22 protein-coding genes are annotated in these 25990 nt (G+C 34.8%); 11 read left to right on the top strand and 11 right to left on the bottom strand.

The genetic code is table 11. The annotated features are described in order from the left end of the window. Positions 1-43 precede the first annotated feature (43 nt). Entirely contained in the window at positions 44-760 is a 717-nt protein-coding gene (locus BUB80_RS08175) for a biotin--[acetyl-CoA-carboxylase] ligase (RefSeq protein ID WP_073292443.1), read from the top strand. Here BUB80_RS08175 and BUB80_RS08170 read toward each other — a convergent pair. The 4 genes from BUB80_RS08170 to BUB80_RS08155 all read right to left on the bottom strand — a co-directional run bounded on the left by BUB80_RS08170 (position 754) and on the right by BUB80_RS08155 (position 4183). Then, positions 754-1866, bottom strand: coding sequence for an LptF/LptG family permease (locus BUB80_RS08170; protein ID WP_073292442.1), 1113 nt, complete (start codon positions 1864-1866; stop codon positions 754-756). The two genes, BUB80_RS08175 and BUB80_RS08170, sit on opposite strands and share 7 nt — an antisense overlap. A 32-nt stretch (positions 1867-1898) precedes the next feature. Beyond that, positions 1899-3029, bottom strand: coding sequence for a tRNA guanosine(34) transglycosylase Tgt (gene tgt, locus BUB80_RS08165; RefSeq protein ID WP_073292441.1), 1131 nt, complete (start codon positions 3027-3029; stop codon positions 1899-1901). Positions 3030-3101: 72 nt separating this feature from the next. Further along, a complete protein-coding gene (locus BUB80_RS08160) occupies positions 3102-3470 on the bottom strand; it encodes a DUF4296 domain-containing protein (RefSeq protein ID WP_073292440.1) in 369 nt (122 codons plus the stop codon). Next, the gene (locus BUB80_RS08155) at positions 3467-4183 is read right to left on the bottom strand and encodes a polyprenol monophosphomannose synthase (protein ID WP_073292439.1); all 717 of its coding nucleotides are present in this window, start codon (positions 4181-4183) and stop codon (positions 3467-3469) included. The genes BUB80_RS08160 and BUB80_RS08155 overlap by 4 nt, the downstream gene beginning before the upstream one ends. Before the next feature lie 76 nt (positions 4184-4259). On the opposite strand from BUB80_RS08155, the gene BUB80_RS08150 reads away from it, so the two are divergent. The 5 genes from BUB80_RS08150 to BUB80_RS08130 all read left to right on the top strand — a co-directional run bounded on the left by BUB80_RS08150 (position 4260) and on the right by BUB80_RS08130 (position 8567). Further along, positions 4260-4928 (top strand): DUF4271 domain-containing protein, encoded by a 669-nt coding sequence (locus tag BUB80_RS08150; RefSeq protein ID WP_083547121.1) that lies wholly within the window; start codon positions 4260-4262, stop codon positions 4926-4928. A gap of 12 nt (positions 4929-4940) precedes the next feature. Further along, positions 4941-5681, top strand: coding sequence for a uroporphyrinogen-III synthase (locus BUB80_RS08145; RefSeq protein ID WP_073292536.1), 741 nt, complete (start codon positions 4941-4943; stop codon positions 5679-5681). A gap of 88 nt (positions 5682-5769) precedes the next feature. Then, the gene (locus BUB80_RS08140) at positions 5770-7815 is read left to right on the top strand and encodes a S9 family peptidase (RefSeq protein ID WP_073292438.1); all 2046 of its coding nucleotides are present in this window, start codon (positions 5770-5772) and stop codon (positions 7813-7815) included. Between the two features lie 10 nt (positions 7816-7825). Continuing rightward, entirely contained in the window at positions 7826-8185 is a 360-nt protein-coding gene (locus tag BUB80_RS08135; protein ID WP_228433730.1) for a four helix bundle protein, read from the top strand. 40 nt (positions 8186-8225) lie between these two features. Then, positions 8226-8567 carry a hypothetical protein gene (locus BUB80_RS08130; protein WP_073292436.1) on the top strand — a complete coding sequence of 114 codons (342 nt, stop codon included), beginning with the start codon at positions 8226-8228 and terminating at the stop codon, positions 8565-8567. Positions 8568-8731: 164 nt separating this feature from the next. Here the strand turns inward: BUB80_RS08130 and BUB80_RS08125 are convergent, their stop codons facing one another. Beyond that, on the bottom strand, positions 8732-9163 hold the full coding sequence (locus BUB80_RS08125; protein WP_228433728.1) for an SRPBCC family protein: 432 nt from the start codon (positions 9161-9163) through the stop codon (positions 8732-8734). A 254-nt stretch (positions 9164-9417) separates the two neighbouring features. Between BUB80_RS08125 and BUB80_RS08120 the strand changes: the two genes are divergently transcribed. The 5 genes from BUB80_RS08120 (at position 9418) to BUB80_RS08100 (ending at position 15590) form a co-directional block, all read left to right on the top strand. Beyond that, a complete protein-coding gene (locus BUB80_RS08120) occupies positions 9418-10965 on the top strand; it encodes a sensor histidine kinase (protein ID WP_073292434.1) in 1548 nt (515 codons plus the stop codon). Between the two features lie 91 nt (positions 10966-11056). Further along, positions 11057-11743 carry a response regulator transcription factor gene (locus BUB80_RS08115; protein WP_066753598.1) on the top strand — a complete coding sequence of 229 codons (687 nt, stop codon included), beginning with the start codon at positions 11057-11059 and terminating at the stop codon, positions 11741-11743. Positions 11744-11824: 81 nt separating this feature from the next. Continuing rightward, positions 11825-12433 (top strand): hypothetical protein, encoded by a 609-nt coding sequence (locus BUB80_RS08110; RefSeq protein ID WP_073292433.1) that lies wholly within the window; start codon positions 11825-11827, stop codon positions 12431-12433. Positions 12434-12452: 19 nt separating this feature from the next. After that, entirely contained in the window at positions 12453-12827 is a 375-nt protein-coding gene (locus BUB80_RS08105) for a hypothetical protein (protein WP_073292432.1), read from the top strand. Positions 12828-12893: 66 nt separating this feature from the next. Next, positions 12894-15590, top strand: coding sequence for a TonB-dependent receptor domain-containing protein (locus BUB80_RS08100; RefSeq protein ID WP_175549578.1), 2697 nt, complete (start codon positions 12894-12896; stop codon positions 15588-15590). 96 nt (positions 15591-15686) lie between these two features. On the opposite strand, the gene BUB80_RS08095 is transcribed toward BUB80_RS08100, so the two are convergent. From BUB80_RS08095 to BUB80_RS08070, 6 genes are all read right to left on the bottom strand, one after another. Next, on the bottom strand, positions 15687-17798 hold the full coding sequence (locus tag BUB80_RS08095; RefSeq protein ID WP_073292535.1) for a glycoside hydrolase family 97 protein: 2112 nt from the start codon (positions 17796-17798) through the stop codon (positions 15687-15689). Positions 17799-17886: 88 nt separating this feature from the next. Beyond that, positions 17887-18384, bottom strand: coding sequence for a cupin domain-containing protein (locus BUB80_RS08090; protein ID WP_073292431.1), 498 nt, complete (start codon positions 18382-18384; stop codon positions 17887-17889). Between the two features lie 40 nt (positions 18385-18424). Further along, entirely contained in the window at positions 18425-20695 is a 2271-nt protein-coding gene (locus BUB80_RS08085) for a GH92 family glycosyl hydrolase (protein ID WP_073292430.1), read from the bottom strand. 19 nt (positions 20696-20714) lie between these two features. Next, positions 20715-21572, bottom strand: coding sequence for an ROK family protein (locus tag BUB80_RS08080; protein ID WP_073292429.1), 858 nt, complete (start codon positions 21570-21572; stop codon positions 20715-20717). 453 nt (positions 21573-22025) lie between these two features. Then, positions 22026-24443, bottom strand: coding sequence for an endo-beta-N-acetylglucosaminidase H (locus BUB80_RS08075; RefSeq protein WP_073292428.1), 2418 nt, complete (start codon positions 24441-24443; stop codon positions 22026-22028). Positions 24444-24557: 114 nt separating this feature from the next. After that, positions 24558-25985 carry a glycoside hydrolase family 125 protein gene (locus tag BUB80_RS08070; protein ID WP_073292427.1) on the bottom strand — a complete coding sequence of 476 codons (1428 nt, stop codon included), beginning with the start codon at positions 25983-25985 and terminating at the stop codon, positions 24558-24560. Positions 25986-25990: the final 5 nt, after the last annotated feature.

The following is a 25990-nucleotide window of genomic DNA, read 5'->3' as shown; positions in this document are numbered from 1 at the left end:
TTTAGCCTTACTTTTAGCCTTTTAAAGTCTTAAAGTTTTCTTAATGGGCCAACTATTCTATCAAAAAGAGTCTTCTTCTACTAATGACGAAATATCTCAGTATTTACTTTACGATAATTCTGATTTTATTGGGCTTCATACATTCAACCAGACAAAAGGTCGTGGACAGTATGGAAATGCGTGGATTTCAACCGCTGAAAAAAATTTAGCCTACACACTAGCAATTAAAACAGAAAACTCAACGCTGTCTGATTTTCTGTTCAATTATTATACCGCAATTGCCATCAGGGATTTCCTTGCCAATTTGACTGAAAATATAGTGAAAATAAAATGGCCGAACGACATCATTCTTAAAAATAAGAAAATCGTTGGAATTTTAATTGAGAAGAAAAAAATCAATCAAAGCAATTATTACATCATTGGTTCGGGTATCAATGTGTTACAAGAAGAATTTGATGATATTTCTAAAGCTGGCTCGCTTTTAACCCAAACGGAAATAAGATACGATTTAAAAGAATTCACTTCCAGCTACCATCATTTTCTAATTGAAAAATTAAAAAATATTCCTTCCGAACATGAAATCATGGATCATTTTAATGAAAATCTATTTCGAAAAGATGAAATATCCGTCTTCGAAATTAATGAAGAGAGACAAAATGGCATTATAAAATACGCCGACAAAATGGGTGAATTATGGATTGATCTTGAAAATGATGGGTTAAAATCTTTCTACCATAAAGAAATAAAACTTCTTTATTGATTGGCTCTTTTCAGATATAAATACAACGCAATCGGGAAAAAGACAATATTAGGAAACCACATCGCAAGCAGAGGCGACATGCTTTTATTTTCAGAAACCACCTTTAATGCTTCAAATGAAAACACGAATAAGAAGGCTAGTGAGATTCCTATAGCCAAGTTTACCCCCAATCCTCCTCTTTTCTTCTGAGAAGCAAGAGAAAGTGCTAAAAACGTAAGGATAACAATAGAAACAGGCATTGAAGTCCTCTGATGAAGCTCATTGAGATGCGTATTTAAATTGCTATTTCCTTTTTCTTTTTCTCTTTGAATAAATTTTAAGAGCTCTAATGTTGTTTTGTTTTGCCCCAACAATTCGTTAGGGAAAAGCTCTTCCGGATCATGCCCAAAACTTTTCCTTAGCTCAACACCGTTTCCAAGCTTTTCTGTATCGTCTTTATTAATTGTTTTTTCGAAATAGCTATTTAAAACAAACTGCTTTTTAACTTTATCCCAAAGCACATCAGAAGCTTTAAGCTCATAGGTCATTTTTCTATTCTTATCGAATTTTTGAAAGACAAAACCAGAGCCTCTTTTTTCGGCTTTATTCCATGAATTAACAAAAATATATTCTGTTCTGCTGAGTTGTGCGGAAACCGGAGCAGTCCCTAATACCTTTTCTTTATTCCTTGCATTGTAGGTATATGCCTCTAATTGGTTTTTCTGAATATTTGCCCAAGGAAGAATAAAGTGATTGATAACCAATGACAAACACGCAATAAATAAAGAAGTTAACAAATACGGTTTTGCAAACCTATGAAAACTGGCACCACTACTTATTATGGCAACAATCTCGGTATTATTTGCCATTCTGGATGTAAAATAAATCACCGAAATAAACACCAGAATAGACAGAAAGGTCATGATCAAATTGATGATCCAGAAAGGGTAAAAATGGATAAGAAAATACGTCAAATCCAATTTAGGGTCTATTAATTTAGCGTTTTCAATCCTTGGAATCTTCTGCTGAACATCAATTACCAAAACCACTACAGACAACAATATCAACATGAAACTAAAAGTCCCAAGGTATTTTTTAATGATATATCGGTCTATAATTTTAAACACTATTCGCTCTTTTTAATATGTATTTATCTTTTTTAAAGTCTTTGTCTAAGAATTGGAACCACAGAGTCTTTCCATTGATAAAAATCTCCTGCAATAATATGCTCTCTCGCCACTTTAACCAAATCTAAATAGAATGCTAAGTTATGAATTGATGCAATTTGCTTTCCTAAATATTCTTTAGAAACAAATAAATGGCGCACATATGCTTTTGAATATTCTCTATCTACAAAACTTGTCCCAAACTCGTCCAAAGGAGAAAAATCTTGTTTCCACTTTTCGTTTTTCATGTTCATTACCCCTTGCCAAGTAAACAACATCGCGTTTCTTGCATTTCTGGTAGGCATCACACAATCCATCATATCAATTCCCAACCCAATAGATTCCAGAATATTCCATGGAGTTCCTACTCCCATTAAATATCTCGGTTTATCTTTTGGTAAAATATCGGTAACTTCATCAGTGATTCTGTATAGTTCATCTTCCGGTTCACCAACAGATAATCCACCAATCGCATTTCCTTCAGCACCTGCTTCTGCAATTACTTCAGCCGAAATTTTTCTTAAATCTGAATATGTAGAACCTTGAACAATCGGGAAAAACCTTTGTTTGTGACCGTATAATTCAGGATTTTTCTCATTCCAATCAATACATCTTTTCAACCATCTGTGGGTCATTTCCATAGAAGCTTTTACTTGGTTGTATCCACTAGGATAAGCAACACACTCATCAAAAGCCATAAAAATATCCGCCCCGATCTGTCTTTGGATTTCCATAGACTTTTCCGGAGTAAATAAATGATAACTTCCATCGATATGAGACTTGAATTTCACTCCTTCCTCAGACATTTTTCTACTTCCTGAAAGCGAAAATACCTGAAAGCCCCCTGAATCTGTAAGAATAGGAAGTTCCCAGTTCATGAATTTATGTAAACCTCCCGCTTCCTGCATTGTTTCCATACCAGGACGAAGGTATAAATGATAGGTATTACCCAAAATAATTTGGGCTTTAATGTCTTCTTTTAATTCTCTTTGGTGAACTGTTTTTACACTTGCTACAGTTCCTACAGGCATAAAAATTGGTGTCTGCACCTTTCCGTGATCGGTCATGATCTCTCCTGCTCTTGCCTTACCTTCAGAGGTTTTTTCTATATTAAAAAATTTCATTCGTATACTTCTTTAATTCACCATCATTGGCGACTGATCTTTTTTGCCAAATGGAATATTTCTGCATCCTATCTATTTTTCAAAAGTAGGTGCAACTCCATTCTTTTTCAACTTGTCTTTTATATATTGATCCGCTTTTGGATCTTTTTCTATTAATACTTTTTGTGCTTCCTCAGCAATCCCCTTCATTTCATCTTTTACCACATAATATTTAAAACTCTCGATAAAATCATTCGGTTTTACCTTATAGGTTTTAAGAATATATCTTGTTCCGGATTCAAGATTTTTATTTTGATACACAAAAGTGGCCTGATCATTAATTGCCATCTCAGCAAGAATCTCAGCCATCATGTCTTTATCTACCAAATTCTTTGGTTTATCGATATAATCACCACATGAGAACATTCCCAATAAAACGAAAATGAAGATCAGTCTTTTCATAATCTGTTGATTAATGATTTCCACTTTAAATTTAAAACACCAAACACTGCTTCATGGATAATCCCACCATTCATTTTACTTTCGCCCAATATTCTATTGGTAAAAATAATAGGAACTTCTACAATTTTAAAGCCCTTTTTAAAAGCTCTGAATTTCATTTCAATCTGAAAACCGTATCCTTTCAGTCTTACATTCTCCAATCCTATTTCTTCTAAAACTTTTCTTGAAAAACAAACAAAACCTGCTGTTGTATCATGAATCGAAAGTCCTAAAACAAATCTCACATATTTTGATGCAAAATAAGAAAGTAAAACTCTTCCCATTGGCCAGTTTACAACATTTACTCCTTTTGAGTAACGGGAACCGATGGCCATATCCGCATTTAAACAAGCTTCGAAAAGTTTGGGCAAATCACTTGGATTGTGAGAAAAATCGGCATCCATTTCAAAAATATAATCATAATTATTTTGAATTGCCCATTTAAATCCATGAATGTAAGCTTTCCCTAAACCATCTTTTATATGTCTTATCGATAAATGCAACGTATGAGGAAATCTCTTTTGAAGATCTTTTACAATCTCAGATGTACCATCCGGAGAGGAGTCATCCACCACCAAAATATGAAAATTATCTTCCAACGCAAAAACCGCGGAAATTATACTTTCTATATTTTCCTTTTCGTTATAAGTTGGGATGATGACGAGTTTTTTCATTTCAATTTGCAAAGATAGTTTATTTAACCTTTTTATTTTATACAAAATAATCTATAATTTTGCAAAAAACATTCCTTTGCCATTATCTCAAAATTTTATAAATCACGTAAGGATACCCGAGAACAACGATTGGGTAATCTTTATATTGTTGGGCTGTATATTTTTATACCTATTCATGATGAATATCATAGAAAGAGGCGCCAATCTAAAAGACTTTTTGCTGCAGAAATATTTTGATGCCAGCAACAACCTCCCAAGCTGGATCATCACCTCTTGTGTGATGGCTCTTACTTTAGCTGTTTTAATCTCACAATATATCCCAATTGTCCCAAAAAACATTGCTGATCTAAATATTTTGGGATACCAGTTGAACAAATTTGGATATAGTTTAATAGCCGTTGTTTTATTTTATTTAATAAAAACTACATTAGGATTTATTTTCTACCAAAGTATAGGAGATGGTAAAAAATGGATAGTTTTTTACTTCACCTCTACAAAATTTTACTTTGTTTTGTCATTTTTGTTAATAATTTTATGTGTAACCCACTACTATTTCCCTATTGACAGAAATAAAATGTTTTTATACTATTTGTTGTTCTTTTCATTTGTATTCATTTTTAAAGTTTTTTTCTATTTATTTCACAAGAACAATGTTTTACCCGAAAAATGGTATTATAAATTTTTGTATATTTGCACCCTCCAAATAGCACCATTATTACTGCTTTGGAAAGTATTATTTTTTTAATAAATGTCAATGATGAGAATAAAGTCTATATTGGTTTCACAACCAGCGCCTAGTGAGTCTTCTCCATATTTAGATATAGCGAAGAAGGAAAAAATAAAGATTGATTTTCGTCCTTTTATCCACGTCGAAGGTGTTGACAACAAGGAACTTAGAACACAGAAAATAGATCTAACACAGTACACTGGAATTATTTTTACCAGTAAGAATGCAATAGACCACTATTTCAGACTCGCTGAAGAATTACGTTTTGCAGTGCCAGATACTATGAGGTATATCTGCCAGTCTGAAGCAGTAGCGAACTATCTTCAAAAGCATATTGTTTACAGAAAAAGAAAGATTAGCTTTGGGGAGAAAAACTTCTCAGATCTTGCACCTCTTTTCAAGAAATTCCCTACTGAAAAGTATCTATTACCATCTTCAGATGTTTTAAGTCCTGATATTGTTAAAACTTTAGATGCGGCAAACGTAGATTGGACAAGAGCAATCATGTACAGAACAGTTTGTAGTGATTTAACAGATATTACAATTAAAGATTACGATATGCTGATCTTCTTTAGTCCACAAGGAATTAAATCTTTACAACAGAATTTCCCAGACTTCAAACAGGATGAAACTAATATTGGTGTCTTTGGTAACACAACGTTAGCAGCCGCTGAAGAAGCAGGATTAAGAGTAGATCTAATGGCGCCTACAAAAGAAACACCATCTATGACAATGGCCCTTGAAAAGTATGTAAAAGCTCTTCATAAGTAACTTTTACTATAAAATATAAAACAGCCGTCTTTCAATACAAGGAAAGATGGCTTTTTTTTAACTAAATTTGAACAAGAATTAATATTGAATGGAAGCTCCACAGGCAAAAAAAATAGAAAAAACACTAGAAATACACGGAGATAAAAGAACTGACAATTATTTCTGGCTCAATGAAAGAGAAAACCCTGAAGTCATAAAATATCTTGAAGAAGAAAATGCTTACGAAGAATTTATGATGAAGGATACCGAAGAGCTTCAGGAAGAGCTTTTCGAAGAAATGAAAGCCCGCTACAAAAAAGATGACGAATCTTTACCCTATTTCTTTAATGAATACTGGTATATTGTACGTTATGAAGAAGGAAAAGAATATCCTATTTTTTGCAGAAAACATAAAAGTTTAGAGAATACAGAAGAAATCATTCTTGATGTAAATATTCTTGCAGAAGGTGAAACATTTTTCGAAGTGGGAAGCGTTGCTGTAAGTCCGAATAATAAATTAACTTCTTTTTCGTCTGATAATGTTGGAAGAAGAATTTATGACATTAATTTCAAGAACTTAGAAACGGAAGAAATTCTTACCGATAAAATAGAGAACACCACAGGGAAAGCTGTTTGGGCAAATGATAACGAGCATGTTTTTTACATCAGAAAAGATGAAAGCTTACGTGCATTTCAGGTATACAGACATAAATTAGGAACAGAACCTTCAGAAGATATTTTAATTTTCCATGAAGAGGATGATACTTTTGATGTGAATGTTTTTAAAACAAAATCATTAGAATATATTTTTCTGGCAAGCTCAAGCACAATTTCAGACGAGCACCGTTTTATTCCTGCTGATGATGTTTTTGTAGAATGGAAAACCATTCAACCAAGAATTGATGATCTAGAATATTCTGTAGAACATTATGAAGATGAGTTTTACATTATCACCAATGCCGATGACGCAATCAATTTTAAAATTGTAAAAGCAAAAATCGACAATTGTGGAATGGAAAACTGGGTAGACGTCATTCCGCATCGCGCAGAAGTTTTATTGGAAGGTTTTGAAATATTTAAAAATTATCTTGTTCTTGAAGAAAGAGAAGAAGGTCTTTTACAGATAAAAATCATTGAAGAGAAAACAAATGAATCTTATTATCTTCCTTTCTCTGACCCAACATACACCGCTTATATCAGTATCAATTTAGAATTTGACACAGAAGTTTTACGTTACGGTTATACTTCATTAACTCAGCCTGGTTCTACCTATGAGTATGACATGAAGAACAAAACCACAAAACTACTGAAGCAACAGGAAGTTTTGGGAGGAAAATTCTTTGCTGAAAATTATATTTCTGAAAGAATTTGGGCAGATTCAAGAGAGGGAGAAACAAAAATTCCAATCTCATTAGTCTATCACAAAGACACGAAAAAATCTGCAGACACTCCTGTCCTTTTATATGGTTATGGAAGTTATGGACATACAGTTGATGCAAGTTTCTCTAATGTAAGGTTATCAATATTAGACAGAGGCTTTATTTATGCAATCGCTCACATTAGAGGTGGAGAATATTTAGGAAGAGAATGGTACGAAGACGGTAAAATGCTGTTTAAGAAAAATACCTTCTTCGACTTTATTGATGCCGGAAAATATTTAATCAAACAAAATTACACTTCATCAAGACATTTATATGCAATGGGCGGAAGTGCAGGAGGATTATTGGTTGGAGCGGTTATCAACTATGAACCGAAATTATTCAACGGAATAGTTTCTCAGGTTCCTTTTGTAGATGTTGTGACAACAATGTTGGATGAAACAATTCCATTAACAACTGGGGAATATGACGAATGGGGAAATCCAAACGACAAAGAATACTATCAATACATGAAGGAATATTCGCCATACGACAATGTAGAAGCGAAAGAATATCCACATATACTGATTACAACAGGTCTGCATGATTCTCAGGTTCAATATTGGGAACCTGCAAAATGGACCGCGAAATTAAGAGAGTTAAAAACAGACAACAATCTTTTATTATTCAAAACCGACATGAGTTCCGGACACGGAGGCGCAAGCGGAAGATTTGAATCATTAAAAGAAGACGCATTGGAATATGCGTTCCTGCTCAAAATAAATAATAATTCATAAATGATAAATGATGGATAATGTAGATTACAACAAACTTTTTGCTTCAAAAACAAAGCAATTAGCCGTTGCAATTATTCAGGAATTATCTAAACTTCCTTATCAAGAAGCTTTTTCTGTAATTAGAAAACAAGTATATCGCTCATCCACATCAATGGCAGCCAATTATAGGGCAATGTGTAGAGCTAGATCAAAGGCAGAAAGATTTTCTAAAATATCCATCGTTATAGAAGAAACAGACGAAACATTATTTTGGCTTGAAATGCTAGAAGAACTTAATTACGTTCAAAACGAAATTTTATTAGATTTAAAAATTAAAACTGAGGAAATCTTAAAAGTTACTGCTTCATATAGAAAGATGTTGAAGGCTTAACTTTTATCATTTATCAAATATCACTTATCATTTATAGATTATGATTAACGAAGCTGAATACTGGAAAAAAGTAGAACAATTTTTCGAGGAAAACTTTGAGACTGAAAAGAATCCACCGATTGAGACCATCTTATTTTTAATTGGTCTTCAGGAATTAGGAAGTGGCCAACAAAAATATACGAAAGAAGATAAAGTAAATTTAATTCATATTGCTGTTTGTAGATTATTAGAACCTTTTGGTTATTATAAATTCTCGCATTATGAAGACGGATGGCCGCACTTTGAAAAACTGGAAGGATTACCCGAACTAAAGCCCAACGAGCAATCGTTGCTGATGAAAAAGGCAGTTATTCAATATTTTCAAGACGAAGAATTGTTTTAATCAAAATAAGAAAACGGAAAGGTTGTACTCTCCGTTTTCTTATTTTAAACTATGAAGATCATTTTAAGAATTAAGCTTAATTAAGAAAATCATTCTGATTTTTAAGTCTCACACAAAGTAAACTTAATATCCTTAACAACTTAATCAAATCTTAATGGCTTAAATTATTTTAAAATCTCTTCTAATTGACTCAATCCCATTGTAAAGCCTTCTTCAAAACCCATTTCTAATTGCTTCTTCATCGCTTCCTCCGACGCGAAATGAATATTGATTGTCACTTTTGCACCTTCTTCCACTCCTGTAAATCCAACAAGCCATTGTGACCCAGAAACATTTTCATCAACATCTCCCTCCTCATTACAAAATGAAGCGATACCGTCAAAACTTCTATGCTCCATAATTTCACCGTACTTTACTTGAGCATAATGCCTCTCTCCTTCTGGACCAACCATTGAATACAACCAAATTCCTCCTTCTTTAAAATCCTGTTTTTTAGTTTCACATTTCCATGGTTTCGGAGCCCACCATTCATCCAATAAATGAGATTCGGTGAAATAATTCCACACTTTTGAAACATCTGCGTGAAAAATTTTCATTACATAAACACTCTTCGAGTCAAAATCTTTGTTAAAAATCATAATAGATTCCATAAGTAATTATTTGTAATAAATTTACTATTTTAATTTATGACAGGGCTTTTCCTATGTTCTGTATTCATAAATTTATAATAAAATGTTAAAAATCGTAGTTTTAAGAAAAATTACACAATTTTTTGGCTCGTTTTTTGTTTATCAAGTCTTAAAACAATTAATTTTAACATTCATAATTCTAAAAACAATAAAATATACTAATGAATAATAAGTTCATCCCAATAATTTCGGTGTTTATGACCATCTCACTGATTGTCTTTGTTACACTCCAATTTTATTGGCTGAAAAGATATTATACTGCACTTGAACAAGACTTTACAAGTAAGGTCTATTCTGCGTTAGAAAGCACTGCCAAAAGTGTTACTGAAATTGAGTTAGAGAAATACATGAATCAAGACAATAAAAATTTCCGTAAAAATGTTATTGCCAGCAAGAATCAACCTTCTTTAACCACCATTCAGCAAGTAGAAGATTCTGGAACTCAGAGACAGATTATTTATGCCAAAAATATTATTGAGAAAACGCAGCTTCCTATTTCGCAAAGAGGAGATTCTATAAAATGGACTACCCTTTACAGTGATGAAGCCGCTTATAAAATAAAAAGGGACACTACGAAGCCCCAGCAACTTACCACAGAACTCAATAATGATATTGAAAATGGGGATTATACCATAAAAGAGTTTGCTAAAGTCTATGGAAACAATTTACCAATTACCAAAAGAGTTGACGATAAAGTTCTAGATTCTATCATTACAAAAGAGCTTAAAATAAGAGGGATTTCTGCAAAGTTTGGGTATGGTGTTACTGATAAAAATAACAATATTACAAGTATTGTAAACAAAGACTATAAAGACAAAAAAGATAATACACCTTACAGTTATCCGCTTTTTACAGATAATAAAGAACGTACTTTATATTCTTTAGCATTAGTATTTCCTAAAAAAGAATATTCATTAGCCATGAACAATTGGCCTATGCTTTTAGGGACTTTCCTTTCATTGTTGACTATTTTAGGAATCTATATTATTTCCATTAATTATATGATGAGGCAGAAAAAATTGGCTGAAGTAAAAACAGACTTCATTAATAATATGTCTCATGAATTTAAAACACCTTTAGCAACCATTTCCGTAGCAACAGATTCATTAGCCAATGATAAAATTGCTACCAATCCTGATAAAGTTAAGTACTATTCAGAATTGATCAAGCAGGAGAATTTAAGGATGAAAAAGCAGGTTGAGAATGTCCTCAACATGTCCAAATTAGAAAGAAATGAAGTTGAACTCTTCTTAAGAGAAACCAACGTTAGAGAGCTCATAAAAAGGACTACCGAATCATTCAACCTGATTGTAAAACAAAGAAACGGCTCGCTTACACAGGAGTTTACAGCTGATAAATATATTTTTAAAATAGATGAATTTCATATTTCAAATATGTTAGTCAATTTATTAGACAACGCCAATAAATATTCTCCTGAGACTCCTGAAATTCATGTAAGAACCAGCAATGAAGGTAACTTATATGTAATTGAAATTTCCGATAAAGGAATGGGGATGGAAACCCAAAACAGAACCAAAATTTTCGATAAATTCTTTAGAGAAGAAACAGGAAATATTCATAATGTAAAAGGACAAGGCCTTGGTCTTTCCTACGTAAAAAAGATTGTAGAACTGCATAAAGGAGAAGTAATTGTAGATTCTCAGAAAGATAAAGGAAGTACTTTCACGATAAAACTTCCAATGAGTTAATTAAAATAAATAGGAACCCAAATAACAATATAATTAAGAAAGTACGATGAGTGATTTCATTCTTACTTTTTAATTTTTAATTTTTAAAACTATGAGCAACAGAATATTATTAGTAGAAGACGATCAGAGTTTCGGAGCAGTATTGAAAGATTATTTAACGATCAATAATTTTGAAGTTACACTGGCAGTAGATGGAGAACAGGGATTGAAAGAATTTACCGAAAACGAATTCGACATTTGTATTTTCGATGTCATGATGCCGAAAAAAGACGGATTCTCATTAGCTGAAGACGTAAAAAAAATCGATAAAAACACTCCTATCATTTTCTTGACGGCAAGAAATATGAGAGAAGATATATTAAAAGGATATCAATTGGGAGCTGATGACTATATCACAAAACCTTTTGATACTGAACTACTTCTATACAAAATAAAAGCTATCCTTCAAAGAAGTTCTACATTAGAAAATGAAGAACAGGAACAATTCAAGATCAGTAATATCTTCTTTGATTCTATGCTAAGACAATTGAGAGTGGGTGACAAAGAATACAAACTTTCTCCAAAAGAAAATGAATTGCTTAAACTTCTTTGTATCCACAGAAATGACTTTATGCCTAGAGATCTTGCATTAAGAAAAATCTGGAAAAAAGAAAACTACTTCACCGCAAGAAGTATGGACGTTTATATTGCTAAGCTTCGTAAATTATTAAAAGATGACGAAGGATTGGAAATTATCAATGTTCATGGAGAAGGATTTAGGCTTTTAGTTAAAAATTAGTTCTAAAACAAGATTATAAATATAAAATTAGCAAAACAATTAAAAATGTTTTGCTAATTTTGTTTCATACCAATTCTGGATATGAAAAATACATTTTTAGGCTTTATAGCTGTTTCACTATTAACCGTTTCTTGTAAAAAAGACGAAAAGGCAACATATATAAAGGAAGAAACCAGCGTTCAATCAAACGCAGTTGTCAATACGCCTCAACCGTCTATTTTAGATCAAGCCGGAATTTCCAGCCCAGCCGCCGCTTCTATTGCAGCACCAGGAATGAATCCTGCACATGGACAGCCAGGTCACCGATGCGATATTCCTGTTGGACAACCCTTGAATAGTACACCTGCTCCCGCTCAAAACGTCGCTGTTAATACCGTTCCTAATGCCGTTCAAGTTGATCCTAATACATTACCAGCAGGACAAATTATAGTTCCTGATAAAAATCAGGCGACGAAAACAGCTCCCGGAATGAATCCTCCACATGGGCAACCAGGTCATAGATGCGACATCCCTGTTGGGCAGCCTTTAAGCAGCAAACCAGCTCCACAAGCCACTCCAACAAATGTTCAGACTACTCCTGCACCAGCTCCTCAACAAGCTCTTGCAATGGGTGAAAAACCAAAATTAAATCCTGCTCATGGTGAGCCTTTTCATAGTTGTTCATTAAAAGTAGGAGAACCTTTGCCATAATTTTTGTAAATTTGCAATCGTGAAACTAGTACAGATTTTGACGATCATTTTCTGCTTGGGGATTTTTTTGATTCCAAAGGATAACTTTTATGCTCAGGCTTCACAGGAAACTTGCTGCAAAAAAGAGTCAAAATCAGATGATTGTTGCAAAAACCATCACACTTCATCAAAAGAACATCACTCTAAAGACAAAGAAAGTAAATCATCTTGTAATGATGATTGCTGTACATTGTGCGTCTCTTGCGCTCCATTTTTAGAAATTACCCCTTCTAAATCTTTATTATCTTTAGATTTATCTAATTTTAATCTTACACAAAATTTACAATTTCAATATTCTGATCCTTATGTTTCAGATGGTTTAAAAGATATCTGGCAACCGCCCAAACTAGGTTAATTACATATCAACCAGTTCATTATTTTATAATGGACCGATTTTTTAATTAATCTAAATTTTAAACAAATGAAATTATATATTTCCAAGATAATTCTTGGTGCATTCTTATTATTTACCCAAATTATTTTTGCTCAAAATCTTTCTAAAAACCAGTTCAAAGTAAAAGGAAACTGCGAAATGTGTAAGGAAAGAATAGAAACAACCGCTAAAAAAGCAGGCGCAAAAGAAGCCCGTTATTCTATTGAATCACAAACCTTAACCTTAGAAACAGACAGCAATATTTCAACTGATGAGATCTTGAAGAAAGTGGCAGGAGCAGGACATGACAATGAAAAATTCAAAGCATCAAATGAGACCTATGAAAGTCTTCCGGGATGTTGTCATTATGACAGAAATCTTCACCCAACTCCTGTAGAAGCACACGATCATCAGCATAAAAAAGAAAATGAATTTTATGTAAAAGGAAACTGTGCGTCTTGTAAAGCAAGAATTGAAAAAGCAGCAAAAGAGGCAGGTGCCAATTCCGCAGACTGGAATGCAGAAAAGCAAACCGTAACATTAGATTTTGATTCATCAAAAACCTCAGCAGATAAAATTTTAAAGAAAATTGCAGATGTGGGTCATGATAATGAAAAGTATAAATCATCAGATGCCACCTATAAAAACCTTCCGGGATGTTGTTTGTATGACAGAGAAATTGCATTAGGAGAAAAGAATCCTAATGTACATTATGAAGAAGGTGCAACGTCTGAACACGCAGAACACAAGGAAACAATTGATACAAACGAAAGCCATGAAGGTCATGACAATCGTGAAAAAAGCATTGAAGGCGTTGTTCTAACAGGGGGAAAAACAGCAACATCTTTAAGCAAGAAAGAAGCAGGATTGGTTTTTAATATCGATAAAAAAGAATTATTAAAAGCAGCTTGTTGTAATTTGTCTGAAAGTTTTGAAACCAATGCAACGGTTGATGTTTCTTTCAGCAATGCCGTTACAGGAACAAAACAATTGAAAATGTTAGGCTTAGACCAAAAATACACGAGTTTAACTAAAGAATTATTACCTGAAATCAGAGGATTAGCCTCTGCTTATGGATTAAGCTTTATTCCCGGAAGATGGATCGAAAGCATCCAATTAACCAAAGGAGGAAGCACCGTTACCAACGGATATGAAAGTATTACAGGACAGATTAATACAGAGCTTTTAAAAAACTCTAAAGAACCTGAAACTTCATTAAATCTTTTTTCTGATTTTAATGGAAGAGCCGAAGCCAATATTACCAACGTTTCAAAGATTAATGAAAAATGGTCTCAAACGTTTTTACTTCACGGAAACGGAACTTTCGGTAATACCGATATGAATAAAGACGGTTTTCTTGACCGTCCAAAAGGAACTCAAATCAACACAGCTTATTTGCTTAATTATAACGATTTAGAAAAGTCAGGTTTCGGTTCACACTTTGGAATTAACTTCATCAAGGATGAAAGAACGGCAGGACAAACAGATTTCAACAAACAACTGCCTCAGGATAAGCAAACCGCTTACGGTGTTGGAATTAACATCTCAAGATTTCAGGTTTGGAATAAAACAGGATATGTTTTTAAAGGTAAACCTTACCAAAGTTTAGGCTGGATGAACCAATATGTTTATCACCAGCAGGACAGTTTTTTCGGTCTTAGAAATTATTCAGGAAAGCAGCAGACGTATTACTCAAATTTAATTTTTGAAAGTATTTTAGGGAATACCAACCACAAATATAAAGCAGGTGCAAGTTTTATGTATGATGGTTATGATGAAACGTATTTGACAGATAATTTCAAAAGAAACGAAATTGTTCCGGGAATTTTTGCGGAATATACGTTGACCGGATTAAAATATACTTTAGTCGCTGGAGCCAGAGCCGATTTCCACAATTTAGCAGGAACTCAGTTTACGCCGAGATTGAACTTTAAATATGATTTCACTCCACAGACTATTTTGAGACTTTCTGCAGGAAGAGGTTTTAGAACCGCGAATGTTTTTGCTGAAAATCAACAATATTTTGCGTCTAATAGAAATATTCAGATCTTACAAAATAATGGAAGCATCTATGGTTTAAAGCCTGAAATTGCTTGGAATTACGGGATCAGTTTACAACAGGAATTCAAGATCTTTGGAAGAAAATCTTCAATTATTGCAGATTTCTTCAGAACAGATTTCCAGAATCAAGTTTTGGTTGATCTAGATCGTTCACCTCAACAATTGACTTTCTATAACCTAGAAGGTAAATCTTTTGCGAACTCTTTTCAAACACAATGGGATTTTACGCCTTTCAAAAACTTTGATGTAAGATTAGCCTATAAGTATTATGATGTTCAGGCTGATTATCTGGATGGAAGAAGAGAAATCCCTTTCATGGCTAAGCACAGAGGTTTTGTAAACCTTGCCTATTCAACCAACAAAAATGATAAAGGTGCATTCTGGAGTTTTGATACCACTTTAAACTGGGTTGGAAAGCAAAGACTTCCTAACACATCAAGCAATCCAGAAGAATTTCAATTGCCTACTTATTCAGAATCTTATGCAGTTTTGAATGCTCAGGTTTCAAGAAATTTCAATAAAAAGATCAGAGCGTATGTTGGCGGGGAGAATTTAACGTCTTATTACCAGAAAAATGCGATTGTAGATTTCAGAAACCCTTTCGGAAACTACTTTGATGGCGGAATGGTGTATGCCCCAATTATGAAAGCTAATTTCTATGTTGGATTAGATGTAACTTTCTAGAAATAACTTATTTTAATATTAATAAAAACAGCTCCAAAAATTGGAGCTGTTTTCTTTTATAGCGTTGTTTAGTCCTGAAATAATAAACCCTTTTAATTATTTCAAAGCTTTAATACTTATTGCAAAACCTCCTCCGGGAGCTACTTTTATTTTCAATGTTTCGTTTGATTTCACTTGTTGCTTAGAAATCTCATAGCTCTTAGGATTATGATTCCAGCTCGCCTGTTTTCCATCTTTATATATCGTTGCTTCAAATTTTTCTCCTCTAGGCAAAAACGATAAATTTACAACCGCTTCTCTTGGGTTCTCATCCGTAATACTTCCCACAAACCATTCATTCTTATTTTTTGCTTTTCTTGCAATGGTAACATAATCTCCAGGCTCTGCTTCAAGAATATAGGAAGAATCCCAATCTACAGCCACATCCTTAATAAACTGAAAAGCATCAGGATATTTTTTATAGTTTTCAATTAAATCTGCTGCCATCTGAAGAGGGCTATACATCGTAACATAAAGAGCCAATTGTTTGGTAAGCGTTGTACTTAACTGCGCTTTGTTATTGCCATATACGGATAGATCTCCTTCAAATATTCCCGGTGTATAATCCATAGGACCTCCTATCAGTCGGGTAAACGGTAAAATGGTTGTATGATCGGGCTTGTTTCCACTAAAAGATTCAAACTCAGTTCCTCTTGCCGATTCCTGAGCAATCCAGTTGGGGAAAGTTCTATACAAACCCGTTGGGCGCACGGCTTCATGTGAATTGACCATGATACGATATCGGGCAGCCGTTTCCACAACATATTGATAATGATTCACCATCCATTGCCCGTCATGATATTCACTTCGGGGAATAATAGGTCCTACATATCCCGTTTTCACCGCATCATAACCATTGTCTTTCATAAACTTAAAACCATCATTAAGCTGTCTTTCATAGTCTACAACAGAAGATGTGGTTTCGTGATGCATGATGATTTTTACGTTTTTACTTTTTGCATATGCCTGAAGCTCCTTTACATCGAAATCCGGATATGCTTTCGTAAAGCTGTAAATATGTTCTTTCCTGTACGCCTGATTATCTTCCCAGCCTTCATTCCAGCCTTCTACCAAGACAGCATCAAATCCGTTTTCTGCCGCGAAATCTATATATTCTTTTACATGTTTCGTATTGGCTCCATGAGTGCCATTGGGTGGTAAGGTTGTGTAGTCTGTTTTTCCTATTCTAATATCCTGATTATTAGAGTACGCCCAAGTAGAACCTCCTCCTGTAAAATATTCCCACCAAACTCCAATATATTTAATCGGTTTTATCCAGGATGTATCTTCAATTTTGCTTGGCTCATTAAGGTTAACCACAAGATTAGATGACAATATTTTTCTGGCATCATCACTGATAATCATGGTGCGCCACGGACTCACCGATCCTGTTTGAATAAAGCCTCGGTCTCCGTTTTTATCCGGTGTAAGATTAGATGACAAACTAAAATTTTTCTCATCAAGAGTAAGGCTCATGGCAGGAAAATTAACCAAAGCTGCCTCATGAATATTGATATAAAGTCCGTCCTGAGATTTCAACATTAGCGGAGTCTGTACCGCAAGACTTTTACTTGGCGCTTTCGCTGCCAAAGATTCTTTTCTAGCATCATCAATGAGTTTCGAAACTTCAGATAACTGAGAGGTTGACACTGGAAACTCATTCGTATCATAATCTGCAGGAATCCAAAAAGCTTTATAGTCTTTCCCTAGATTGAAAGTCGTTGTTTCATTGTTAATCGTAAAATGTCTCAACTCAGATTGAATGGGAAATTCATATCGAAAGCCCAATCCATCATCAAAAAGTCTAAATCTTATATCCAGCTTCCAGCCTGTTTTCTGCTGAATTAAATGCACCAACATTTCGTTGTAGTGATTATTTACTTCTTTGTTGGGTCCCCAAACCGGGGTCCAATTTTTATTAAAAGAAGCATAATCAATATTCTCTATCTTAAATTCAGAATCATAAGAATAGGAAGGCTTTATCGTAAACCCTAACTTACTGTTTTTTACTACACTTTTATCTTTATAGCCTAAAGAATAATAGGGACTTCCCCCTTCTTCAATGGTAAAATTTAATTTTAACTGACCATTGGGTGATGAAAACGTTTGTGCCTGAATATTCACCCCAAACAAAATCCCTATCCAAAAGCATAAAATATATTTTTTCATACGGTTTAATCTTAAAAAAAGCCTCTGCTCGCCACGCTCTAAAATAGAGAAATGATGAACAGAGGCTGATGTATATTTTAGTTTAGAATTACCTTCCAAAATCATCCTGCACTCTCACGATGTCGTCTTCGTCAGAAGGATTAGAAGCATCGGTATGCTGCCAGATCTCGGCAACTACACCCCAACCCTGTAAACCAATAAGTCTGTGTCTTTCTCCTTGCTGAAGCTTGATTTGATCTTTTGGACCGAATTCTTTCAACTCGCCTTCTTCATCGGTATTACTTCTTTTAATTCCAACTGTACCTTCTACTACCTGCCAGATCTCTGCTCTACGGTGGTGATACTGCCAGCTTAGTCTTGCATCCGGAGCAACTAATAAGATTTTCGGACTTAGCTTTCCTCCAATTTTTAAACTTTCTACATCAATTCCATCAAAATATTGGTTCGCAAAATCCTGTGCCTGGTTTTCATCAATCACAAAAAAACCACCCCAAGGTCTTGTATCATCCTTTGCAGCAATGTTAAAACCCTGTGTTCCCAACATTTCTTCTACTCTATCAAATATTTCTTTTTTTTCTGCACTCATTACAGTTGTATTTATAGGTTAAAAAATTATTATTAAATGATTATTCTTTTGACATTGAATATGGAAAATCCTTTTCCTGTGAACCTCTTTCCTTGTTTGGTTTACTATCCATTTGGAAGTCCAGAACAGCTCCTGTCATCAATTCTTTATGGCTCAGCCAGTTTTTAGAATAAGGTTTCTGATTTATATTCAATGATTTTACATATAGATTTTCAGCACTATTTTGTGGCGCTTTTATTTCTATTTTCTTTCCGTTTTCAAGATGAATCGTCGCCTCTTTAAATAATGGCGCTCCTAAAACATATTGATCTGTAGCCGGAGTTACCGGATAAAAACCTAAGGCAGAGAAAACATACCACGCAGAAGTCTGCCCGTTATCTTCATCTCCACAATAGCCGTCTGGTGTTGGCTGATATAATTTATTCATCACCTCTCTTGCCCAATATTGAGTTTTATAAGGCGATCCTGAATAATTATATAAATAAATCATATGTTGAATGGGCTGGTTTCCGTGGGCATATTGCCCCATATTCATGATCTGCATTTCACGGATTTCATGAATCACACCTCCATAATAGCTATCGTCAAAAACTGGTGGAAGAGAAAAAACCTCATCCAGTTTCGCTTCAAATTTCTTTTTGCCTCCCATTAATTTTGCAAGACCATCAATATCCTGAAAAACAGACCAAGTATAATGCCAGCTGTTTCCTTCTGTGAAAGCATCTCCCCATTTAAAAGGATTAAAAGGTTTCTGGAATTTGCCATCCTGATTTTTACCACGCATTAACCCCGTCTCCGGATCATACATATTCTTATAATTATAGGCTCTCTTTTTATAAATATCAATTTCCGAAGCTGGTTTCCCCAACGCTTTTCCTAACTGATAAATAGCGAAATCATCGTAAGCATATTCCAACGTTCGGGCTGCATTTTCGTTGATTTTCACATCATAAGGCACATACCCTAAACGATTGTAATATTCAACTCCTCTACGTCCTACAGCATCCATTGGGCCTTCATTATTGGCGCCATGTTTTACCGCCTGCCAAAGTGTTTCTGTATCATATCCACGAAGTCCTTTGATGTAAGCATCTGCCACTACGGAAGCCGAGTTGTTTCCAATCATAATATTGGAATATCCGGGACTGCTCCATTCCGGTAAGAAACCTCCTTCTTTATAAGCGTTGGCCAAGCCTTCCTGCATTTCAACATTAATACTTGGATACACCAAATTCAGGAAAGGATATAATGCACGGAAAGTATCCCAGAAGCCCGTTCCTGCAAACATTCTACCCTCTTCTATTTTCCCGTTATAAGGGCTCCAGTGTTTTATTTTATTCTGCGCATCAACTTCATACAGTTTTTGTGGAAAAAACAACGTTCTGTATAAAGAGGAGTAAAAAGTTCTCATCTGTTGATCTGTTCCTCCTTTTACCTCAATCTTATTTAAGGTTTTATTCCAAATATCTTTAGCATCTGTTTTTACCTGTTCAAAACTTTTGCTTCCAATTTCTCTCTTCAAATTTATTTCTGCCTGCTCAAAACTGATGAAAGAAGAGGCTACTTTTGCATACACCGATTCTTTGTTTTTCAATTTAAAACCAACGACTGCTCCTGCATGATTACTGGTAACTTCCAGCTGATTGTTGATGAACTTATCATCCTTCCAAGCGGTGGTTACATCAAAATCTTTATCAAACAGGATAATGAAATAGTTTTTAAAATTCTCATATTTTCCTGAGGCATATTTGGTGGTGTATCCTATGATCTTCTTTTCTTTTGGGAAAATTTTTATATAAGAACCTTTATCCAGCGCATCAATCACGACATACGCGCTATCTGTTTTAGGAAAATCAAATTTAAAAAAAGAAGCTCTTTCTGTAGGCGTAAATTCAGTTGTTACGTTGATATCCGCTAAATACACACTATAGAAATAAGGAGTTACCTTTTCTGCTTTATGGCTGAACCAACTTGCTCTGTCTTCTTCTTTAAATTTCAATTTACCAACGCCCGGCATGATCGCAAAAGCGCCATAATCATTCATCCAAGGAGATGGCTGATGCGTTTGTTTAAAACCTCTTATCTTGTCGGCATCATAGCTATAAACCCATCCATCTCCCATTTTACCCGTTTGGGGCGTCCATATATTCATTCCCCACGGAAGTCCTATTGCCGGATAGGTATTTCCATTCGACAAAGAGGGTTTGGATTGCGTTCCCATAAGCGGATTTACATAATCTACCGGGGATGAGCTCTGACTAAAAATCAAAGTACTTAGTAAAAGAAAATAAGTAGAAAATAAAGACTTCATTATCATTTTATTAATTTATTCAGGCTTTTTTCAAAGCATAGCTTGCAGCTCCTAAAATGGCTGCATCTTCAAAAATAGCGGAAATTTTTATGGGTAGGTTAAGATTATTCTCTTTTACATTAGAAATAAATCTTTTTTCAAAATAAGGAAAAGCTTTTGCAATATTTCCTCCTATAACCAAAACTTCAGGTTCATAACTTCTTACATATCTTATCATGAACTCTGCAAAAGAATCTGCATATTCATCAAATATCTTGGTTCGTATTTCTTCAGGCTTATCCAGTAATTCTTTGGTTCCGGAAATTGTTTCTCCTGTTAATTCTGCATACCTGTTGACAAACCATCTTGTTGCCAGATAGTCTTCACAAATAGAATCCTTGAGAGGTGAATCCCACAGATCTTCATCCGTGGCAGTTTCGTTGTTATAAAAAGTGGTTCCAAGCCCTGTTCCCAGCGTTACCCCAAAAACTTTTTTATATCCTTGCGCGCAACCTGCGAAAACCTCTCCTTCCATAAATGCAGCGGCATCATTTAAAAAATGAATCTGATTAGAAGAAATTGAAAGTCTCTTTGCCAGTTCTTCTTTGATATTTACCTGATAAATATCCATAAACTTTCCTTGCTGCATGGAAGAAACCCCATTTTCATAATCGAAAGGTCCGGGCATTGCGATCCCTATTAAAAGATGTTCTCTACTCAGATCATGAGCCACTTTTTCAATGGCAGACGTCCATGAAGAAAAAATAATTTCACGAGGCTCAAAAGAATCAACATGTTCTCTCCCATAAGTAGAGGTCAGTATTTCACGTTTTTGCGGATCAACCTGAGCCAACGTAATATGAGATCCTCCAATATCTATTCCTACTATATTCTGCATTATTTCGTTCTTTATTATGAACTTGTTTAAACCTTTTATTTTAACCGCTAATAAGAGCACATAAGTTTTAAAAATAGCTAAACTTTAAACGATTCAATAATAGCTTTTGTACTTTTTGTGGTTTAATTTTTAAATGAGTTTGAACAAGCTTTATATTTATATGTCTTCAAAACAGACAAACAAAAAGCAAAAATAAATAACACAGAATGATAATCATCCTTTTTGGAATTCATTTTTGCTTTTTTTGTCTCTCTATTTTACTATTTAATTTGTTTTACTTTTTTAAATGTCTGGTTTACTAGTATTTTTTAAACGCAAAGACCACAAAGTTTTTTTGCAAATAATGCCGTTAATTTTTTAGTTCGCAATGGCGTTCCACTCAGCAAAGTTCACAAAGATTTTCAATGAGATCAAATTGCGGATAATCATTTACCTTTTTAGTTGAACCCTCATTTATTCTACGATTATTTTACCGGATGATACAATCTGGCTATTTTTTGATGTTACTTTATAAAGATAAGTCCCTGTAGATATATTTTGAGTATTCATGATAACATCATTTTTATTTACGCTTTCTTTTCTAATCAGCTTTCCTGATATATCATACAAAGCAATTTCTTCCGCAGTATTATTATTGATTTTGAAATGAATGTCATTCCCTCTTTTAACCGGATTTGGATACACATTGTTCTCTTTACTTAACTCACCATTCTTAATATCCTGTGTAGATAATGAAGCTATACAAGGGACATCTGTTTTCCAATTGGTATCTGACATGCTGATCAAGCTCGCAAAATGAGTATTTGAAGTGGCATCCAACGCTCCGTTTCCACTTCCTTCATCCATTTTCCAGTTGGCTTCAAGACCAGTTGAGCTTGCCCCAACGTTACATTTATTATCTAAAATCTCCTGAGGGGTTAATGCTTTTTTCCATACTCTGAATTCATCCAGAGATCCATTTAAAGCTCGTGAATTATCATAATTTCTAGCGATATAAAGAATCCCATTTGCTGTAAAATTACCCGAACTAGAAGCACTTGCATCCAAAGCACCATTGATATAAAGCTTCATTGATGCACCGTCATATGTTGCTGCAATGTGATACCATGTATTGGTATTAAGCCCTGTGTTACTGTTAAGCTTTACCTGAGATGAGCCAAAACTTAATATAAACTGTAATTTGTTATTAGCAAGGTTACCATCCCCAAATCTTAGCATTGCCGAATTACTATCCCCTACTTCAATTCCTAGAACTGATGAAATATAAGGGAAACCGGTTTTGAATGCATTTACTTTTACCCATCCTTCAAAGGTTAATGCATTTCCACTAAGGTTAAATTGCCCTGCATTAAGATATTGGGTACTTCCATTAAAAGAAAGTGCTCTTGGGCCTGGGCTTACCACAGGTGCAAAACCACTGTTAAATGCGGTATCCGCTGAATAAATGCTGGTATTTGTTCCTCCGCAAGATGATTGTACTTTCCATACATAACTGGTATTAGCCGTTAAGTTCTGAAGGCTATACGTGTTGGTTGAGATATTTGGAATCACATTCCATGTAGTTGCTGCTGCCGTTTTATATTGTAAGGTATAAGTAGAAGCAGTTCCCACAGCATCCCATGACAATTGGGTAGTCGTTCCAAGGTTATTTGATGCCACCAAACCTGTTGGAGTAGCGCATCCGTTTCCAGAATTAAATCTCGGTGCAAAAAGGTAAGTACTCGTTAATGTTGAAGAACAGTTAGATTGTATCCTCCAGTCATAATCCGTATTCTGGGCAAGGCTATTGATCACGACATTGCTTCCGGAATAGTTGGTTGCCACATTCGTCCATGTCGTGGAATTGGCTGCTTTATAATCGATATTATAGGTTTGAGAACCATTGGCAGTCCAATTTAGTTTAGCAGTAGTCCCGGTAGCATTGGTCATTTCCAACCCAAGTGGCGGATCACAGGCTTGCCCTTGTGACCATGAGTAAAGAGCTCCACTGCGTTGTGTATTTTCACTGTAAAGAATATTTGATCCTGTACTTAGGTAGCTTGCAACATCAGTTCCACCCAAATCGTACCACATGAATACTCCATACCCGTCGTTCTTTGTATTGGTTGCCAGACTTGTTAATGTAGCCACAGAAGTAGACTGAGAATTCGTGTTTTGAATCCACGTTGCAGCCGCTGATAGCTTACTATTATCAAGAGGCGATACACTAGGAGCACTGTAAGTACCATAATATGGGTTCCAGCTATAATCTATATAATTTCCGGCTTTATCTCCGTTATAATTTTGTCTTGTGGTTGCAGGCCCCAGATAATAAAATGTGATTAACTTATCGGGCATTGCACTTTTAAGTTCCTGTAAAAGCATAACAAAAGAACTGCTATTCGCAGGACCTGTTCCGTTATTTCCATAACCTGCATATTCATCATCCAGATCCACCCCGTCCAAACCGTATGTATAAACGGTATTAGCAATCTGTAAAGCAAAATCTTTAGCTGCTTCACGGTTCGGAAAGTTAGAAATACCGGCTCCCTGATGATTTCCTAATAGATCCAGCAATACCTTTATTCCCTTTTGCTGCAAAGGTCTTACATAGGTATTTACATCATTCAATACTTTGGTAACATTGTTATTGTTCGAGATGTACGCTCTGTTTTTGGAAACATCATAATTAATATTAGCCGCAAAAATAATGGCCACATCAAAAAGCTGTTTTCCGCTGTTCTGCAAAGTATAAGACCCAGCATTCAACATATTGTTGTTATTCACTTCCACATAGCATATTCCTACCGGATTAAGTTGCTGTGCACTAAGCTTTAAAGTTCCCTGAAGGGCCAGAGCAAGAAGGGTAATAAAAACGGATTTTTTTCTCATAATATAATTTGTTTTGTTGTTTCTTGGTTTTGAAATCAAGCATACCTCTATCCGGACATCCTACTTTTGCAGTAAGATATCTAAAGAAAAATGGAAGAATGCTTTATTAAAGGGCTATGTTAATAGCTCCGGATTTTCGTTGAAGGTTTTCCATAATAACTCCCCAAATAAGGTGTTTGACCATGCAAACCATTCTCTGGTGAATTTTTTATCATCATCCTTATTGAATGATTCGTGCATGAAGCCTGTTCCTCCGTGAGTTTTCTGTAATGTGTTGATACACCATTTAATCTCAGTTTGATCTTTGGAAGTCAACGCTTTCATAATGATACTCATCGGCCAGATCATATCAAGGCCAATGTGTGGACCTCCAATACCTTCTGCTAATTTACCTTTGAAAAAGAATGGGTTATTTTCTGACCAAACAAATTTTCTGGTATTAACATAGACAGGATCATCAGATTTTACAGCTCCCAAATAAGGCAATCCTAGTAAGCTTGGGCAGTTGGCGTCATCCATCAGGTTATAACTTCCAAAGCCATTAACTTCAAAAGCATATATTTTTCCGTATTGAGGGTGATCGTAAATTCCATATTTTTTAATCGCGCCCTCTACCTCATCTGCAAGATTGTTAAGCTGCTGAGCCAATGCTTTTTCATTTTTGATCTGTGAAACCATTTCTGCAGCCTGACGTAAACTTACCACTGCAAATAAATTAGATGGAATCAGGAATCCATAAATGGTAGCATCATCACTTGGACGGAACATAGAACTGATTAATCCAACCGGTTTTGTAGGATAGCCATATCCTCCCATCGGAACACCATCTGTAGCCCAAGCTGTTGTACGCTCGAATTTGTACGGCCCTAAATCTTTTTTCCTCTGTTGCTCGGTAAAAGTCTGTAAAGTAAGTTTAATCCCCTGTAACCAATTGGCATCGAAAGGTTTTATATCTCCTGTTGTTTTCCAGAAATGATACGCCAAACGAATAGGATAACACAATGAATCTATCTCCCATTTTCTTTCATGGATCCCAGGCTTCATATCGGTGTGATCATATTCTTTCCACTTGCTTATTTTCTGGTCATCATTGTAGAAAGCATTGGCATACGGATCTTTCAGAATAAAGGTGGTCTGCTTGTGGATTACTCCGGAGATCAGTTTATGAAGTTTCTCATCTTTCTTTGAGAACTGCAGGTAAGGGAAAACCTGTGCAGAACTGTCTCTAAGCCACATGGCATCAATATCCCCGGTAATCACATACGTATCCGGATTACCGTTATTTTCAGTATAAAAAACAGTTGTATCTAATGTATTTGGAAAACAGTTTTCAAAAAGCCAAGCTAATTCTTTATTTTTAACTTTACTTTTAAAAGCTGAAATTGCACCTTCTACTGATTCGCTGGTAAAATGTCTTTTATCCTTCGCCACTCGAACAACCGGGAAGCCATCCAGAACCAGATTTTTCGCAAAAATATTTTGAGTAAACAGTAATCCGGCTCCTGCCAGTGCACTTGTTTTAATAAAATTTCTCCTTTCCATTGATA

Source organism: Chryseobacterium polytrichastri (assembly GCF_900142445.1).
Classification (GTDB): domain Bacteria; phylum Bacteroidota; class Bacteroidia; order Flavobacteriales; family Weeksellaceae; genus Chryseobacterium; species Chryseobacterium polytrichastri.
Note: the sequence above shows the minus strand (reverse complement) of the source record. Positions and strands in the feature narration are given on the sequence as shown.

What these genes read in the sequence shown, in the direction of transcription:
- BUB80_RS08175 (WP_073292443.1), top strand. Translation starts at nt 44, where the DNA reads ATGGGCCAACTATTCTATCAAAAAGAGTCTTCTTCTACTAATGACGAA.
- tgt (WP_073292441.1), bottom strand. Translation starts at nt 3,029, where the DNA reads ATGAAATTTTTTAATATAGAAAAAACCTCTGAAGGTAAGGCAAGAGCA.
- BUB80_RS08160 (WP_073292440.1), bottom strand. Translation starts at nt 3,470, where the DNA reads ATGAAAAGACTGATCTTCATTTTCGTTTTATTGGGAATGTTCTCATGT.
- BUB80_RS08155 (WP_073292439.1), bottom strand. Translation starts at nt 4,183, where the DNA reads ATGAAAAAACTCGTCATCATCCCAACTTATAACGAAAAGGAAAATATA.
- BUB80_RS08145 (WP_073292536.1), top strand. Translation starts at nt 4,941, where the DNA reads ATGAGAATAAAGTCTATATTGGTTTCACAACCAGCGCCTAGTGAGTCT.
- BUB80_RS08140 (WP_073292438.1), top strand. Translation starts at nt 5,770, where the DNA reads ATGGAAGCTCCACAGGCAAAAAAAATAGAAAAAACACTAGAAATACAC.
- BUB80_RS08135 (WP_228433730.1), top strand. Translation starts at nt 7,826, where the DNA reads ATGGATAATGTAGATTACAACAAACTTTTTGCTTCAAAAACAAAGCAA.
- BUB80_RS08130 (WP_073292436.1), top strand. Translation starts at nt 8,226, where the DNA reads ATGATTAACGAAGCTGAATACTGGAAAAAAGTAGAACAATTTTTCGAG.
- BUB80_RS08125 (WP_228433728.1), bottom strand. Translation starts at nt 9,163, where the DNA reads ATGAAAATTTTTCACGCAGATGTTTCAAAAGTGTGGAATTATTTCACC.
- BUB80_RS08120 (WP_073292434.1), top strand. Translation starts at nt 9,418, where the DNA reads ATGAATAATAAGTTCATCCCAATAATTTCGGTGTTTATGACCATCTCA.
- BUB80_RS08115 (WP_066753598.1), top strand. Translation starts at nt 11,057, where the DNA reads ATGAGCAACAGAATATTATTAGTAGAAGACGATCAGAGTTTCGGAGCA.
- BUB80_RS08110 (WP_073292433.1), top strand. Translation starts at nt 11,825, where the DNA reads ATGAAAAATACATTTTTAGGCTTTATAGCTGTTTCACTATTAACCGTT.
- BUB80_RS08100 (WP_175549578.1), top strand. Translation starts at nt 12,894, where the DNA reads ATGAAATTATATATTTCCAAGATAATTCTTGGTGCATTCTTATTATTT.
- BUB80_RS08095 (WP_073292535.1), bottom strand. Translation starts at nt 17,798, where the DNA reads ATGAAAAAATATATTTTATGCTTTTGGATAGGGATTTTGTTTGGGGTG.
- BUB80_RS08090 (WP_073292431.1), bottom strand. Translation starts at nt 18,384, where the DNA reads ATGAGTGCAGAAAAAAAAGAAATATTTGATAGAGTAGAAGAAATGTTG.
- BUB80_RS08085 (WP_073292430.1), bottom strand. Translation starts at nt 20,695, where the DNA reads ATGAAGTCTTTATTTTCTACTTATTTTCTTTTACTAAGTACTTTGATT.
- BUB80_RS08080 (WP_073292429.1), bottom strand. Translation starts at nt 21,572, where the DNA reads ATGCAGAATATAGTAGGAATAGATATTGGAGGATCTCATATTACGTTG.
- BUB80_RS08075 (WP_073292428.1), bottom strand. Translation starts at nt 24,443, where the DNA reads ATGAGAAAAAAATCCGTTTTTATTACCCTTCTTGCTCTGGCCCTTCAG.
- BUB80_RS08070 (WP_073292427.1), bottom strand. Translation starts at nt 25,985, where the DNA reads ATGGAAAGGAGAAATTTTATTAAAACAAGTGCACTGGCAGGAGCCGGA.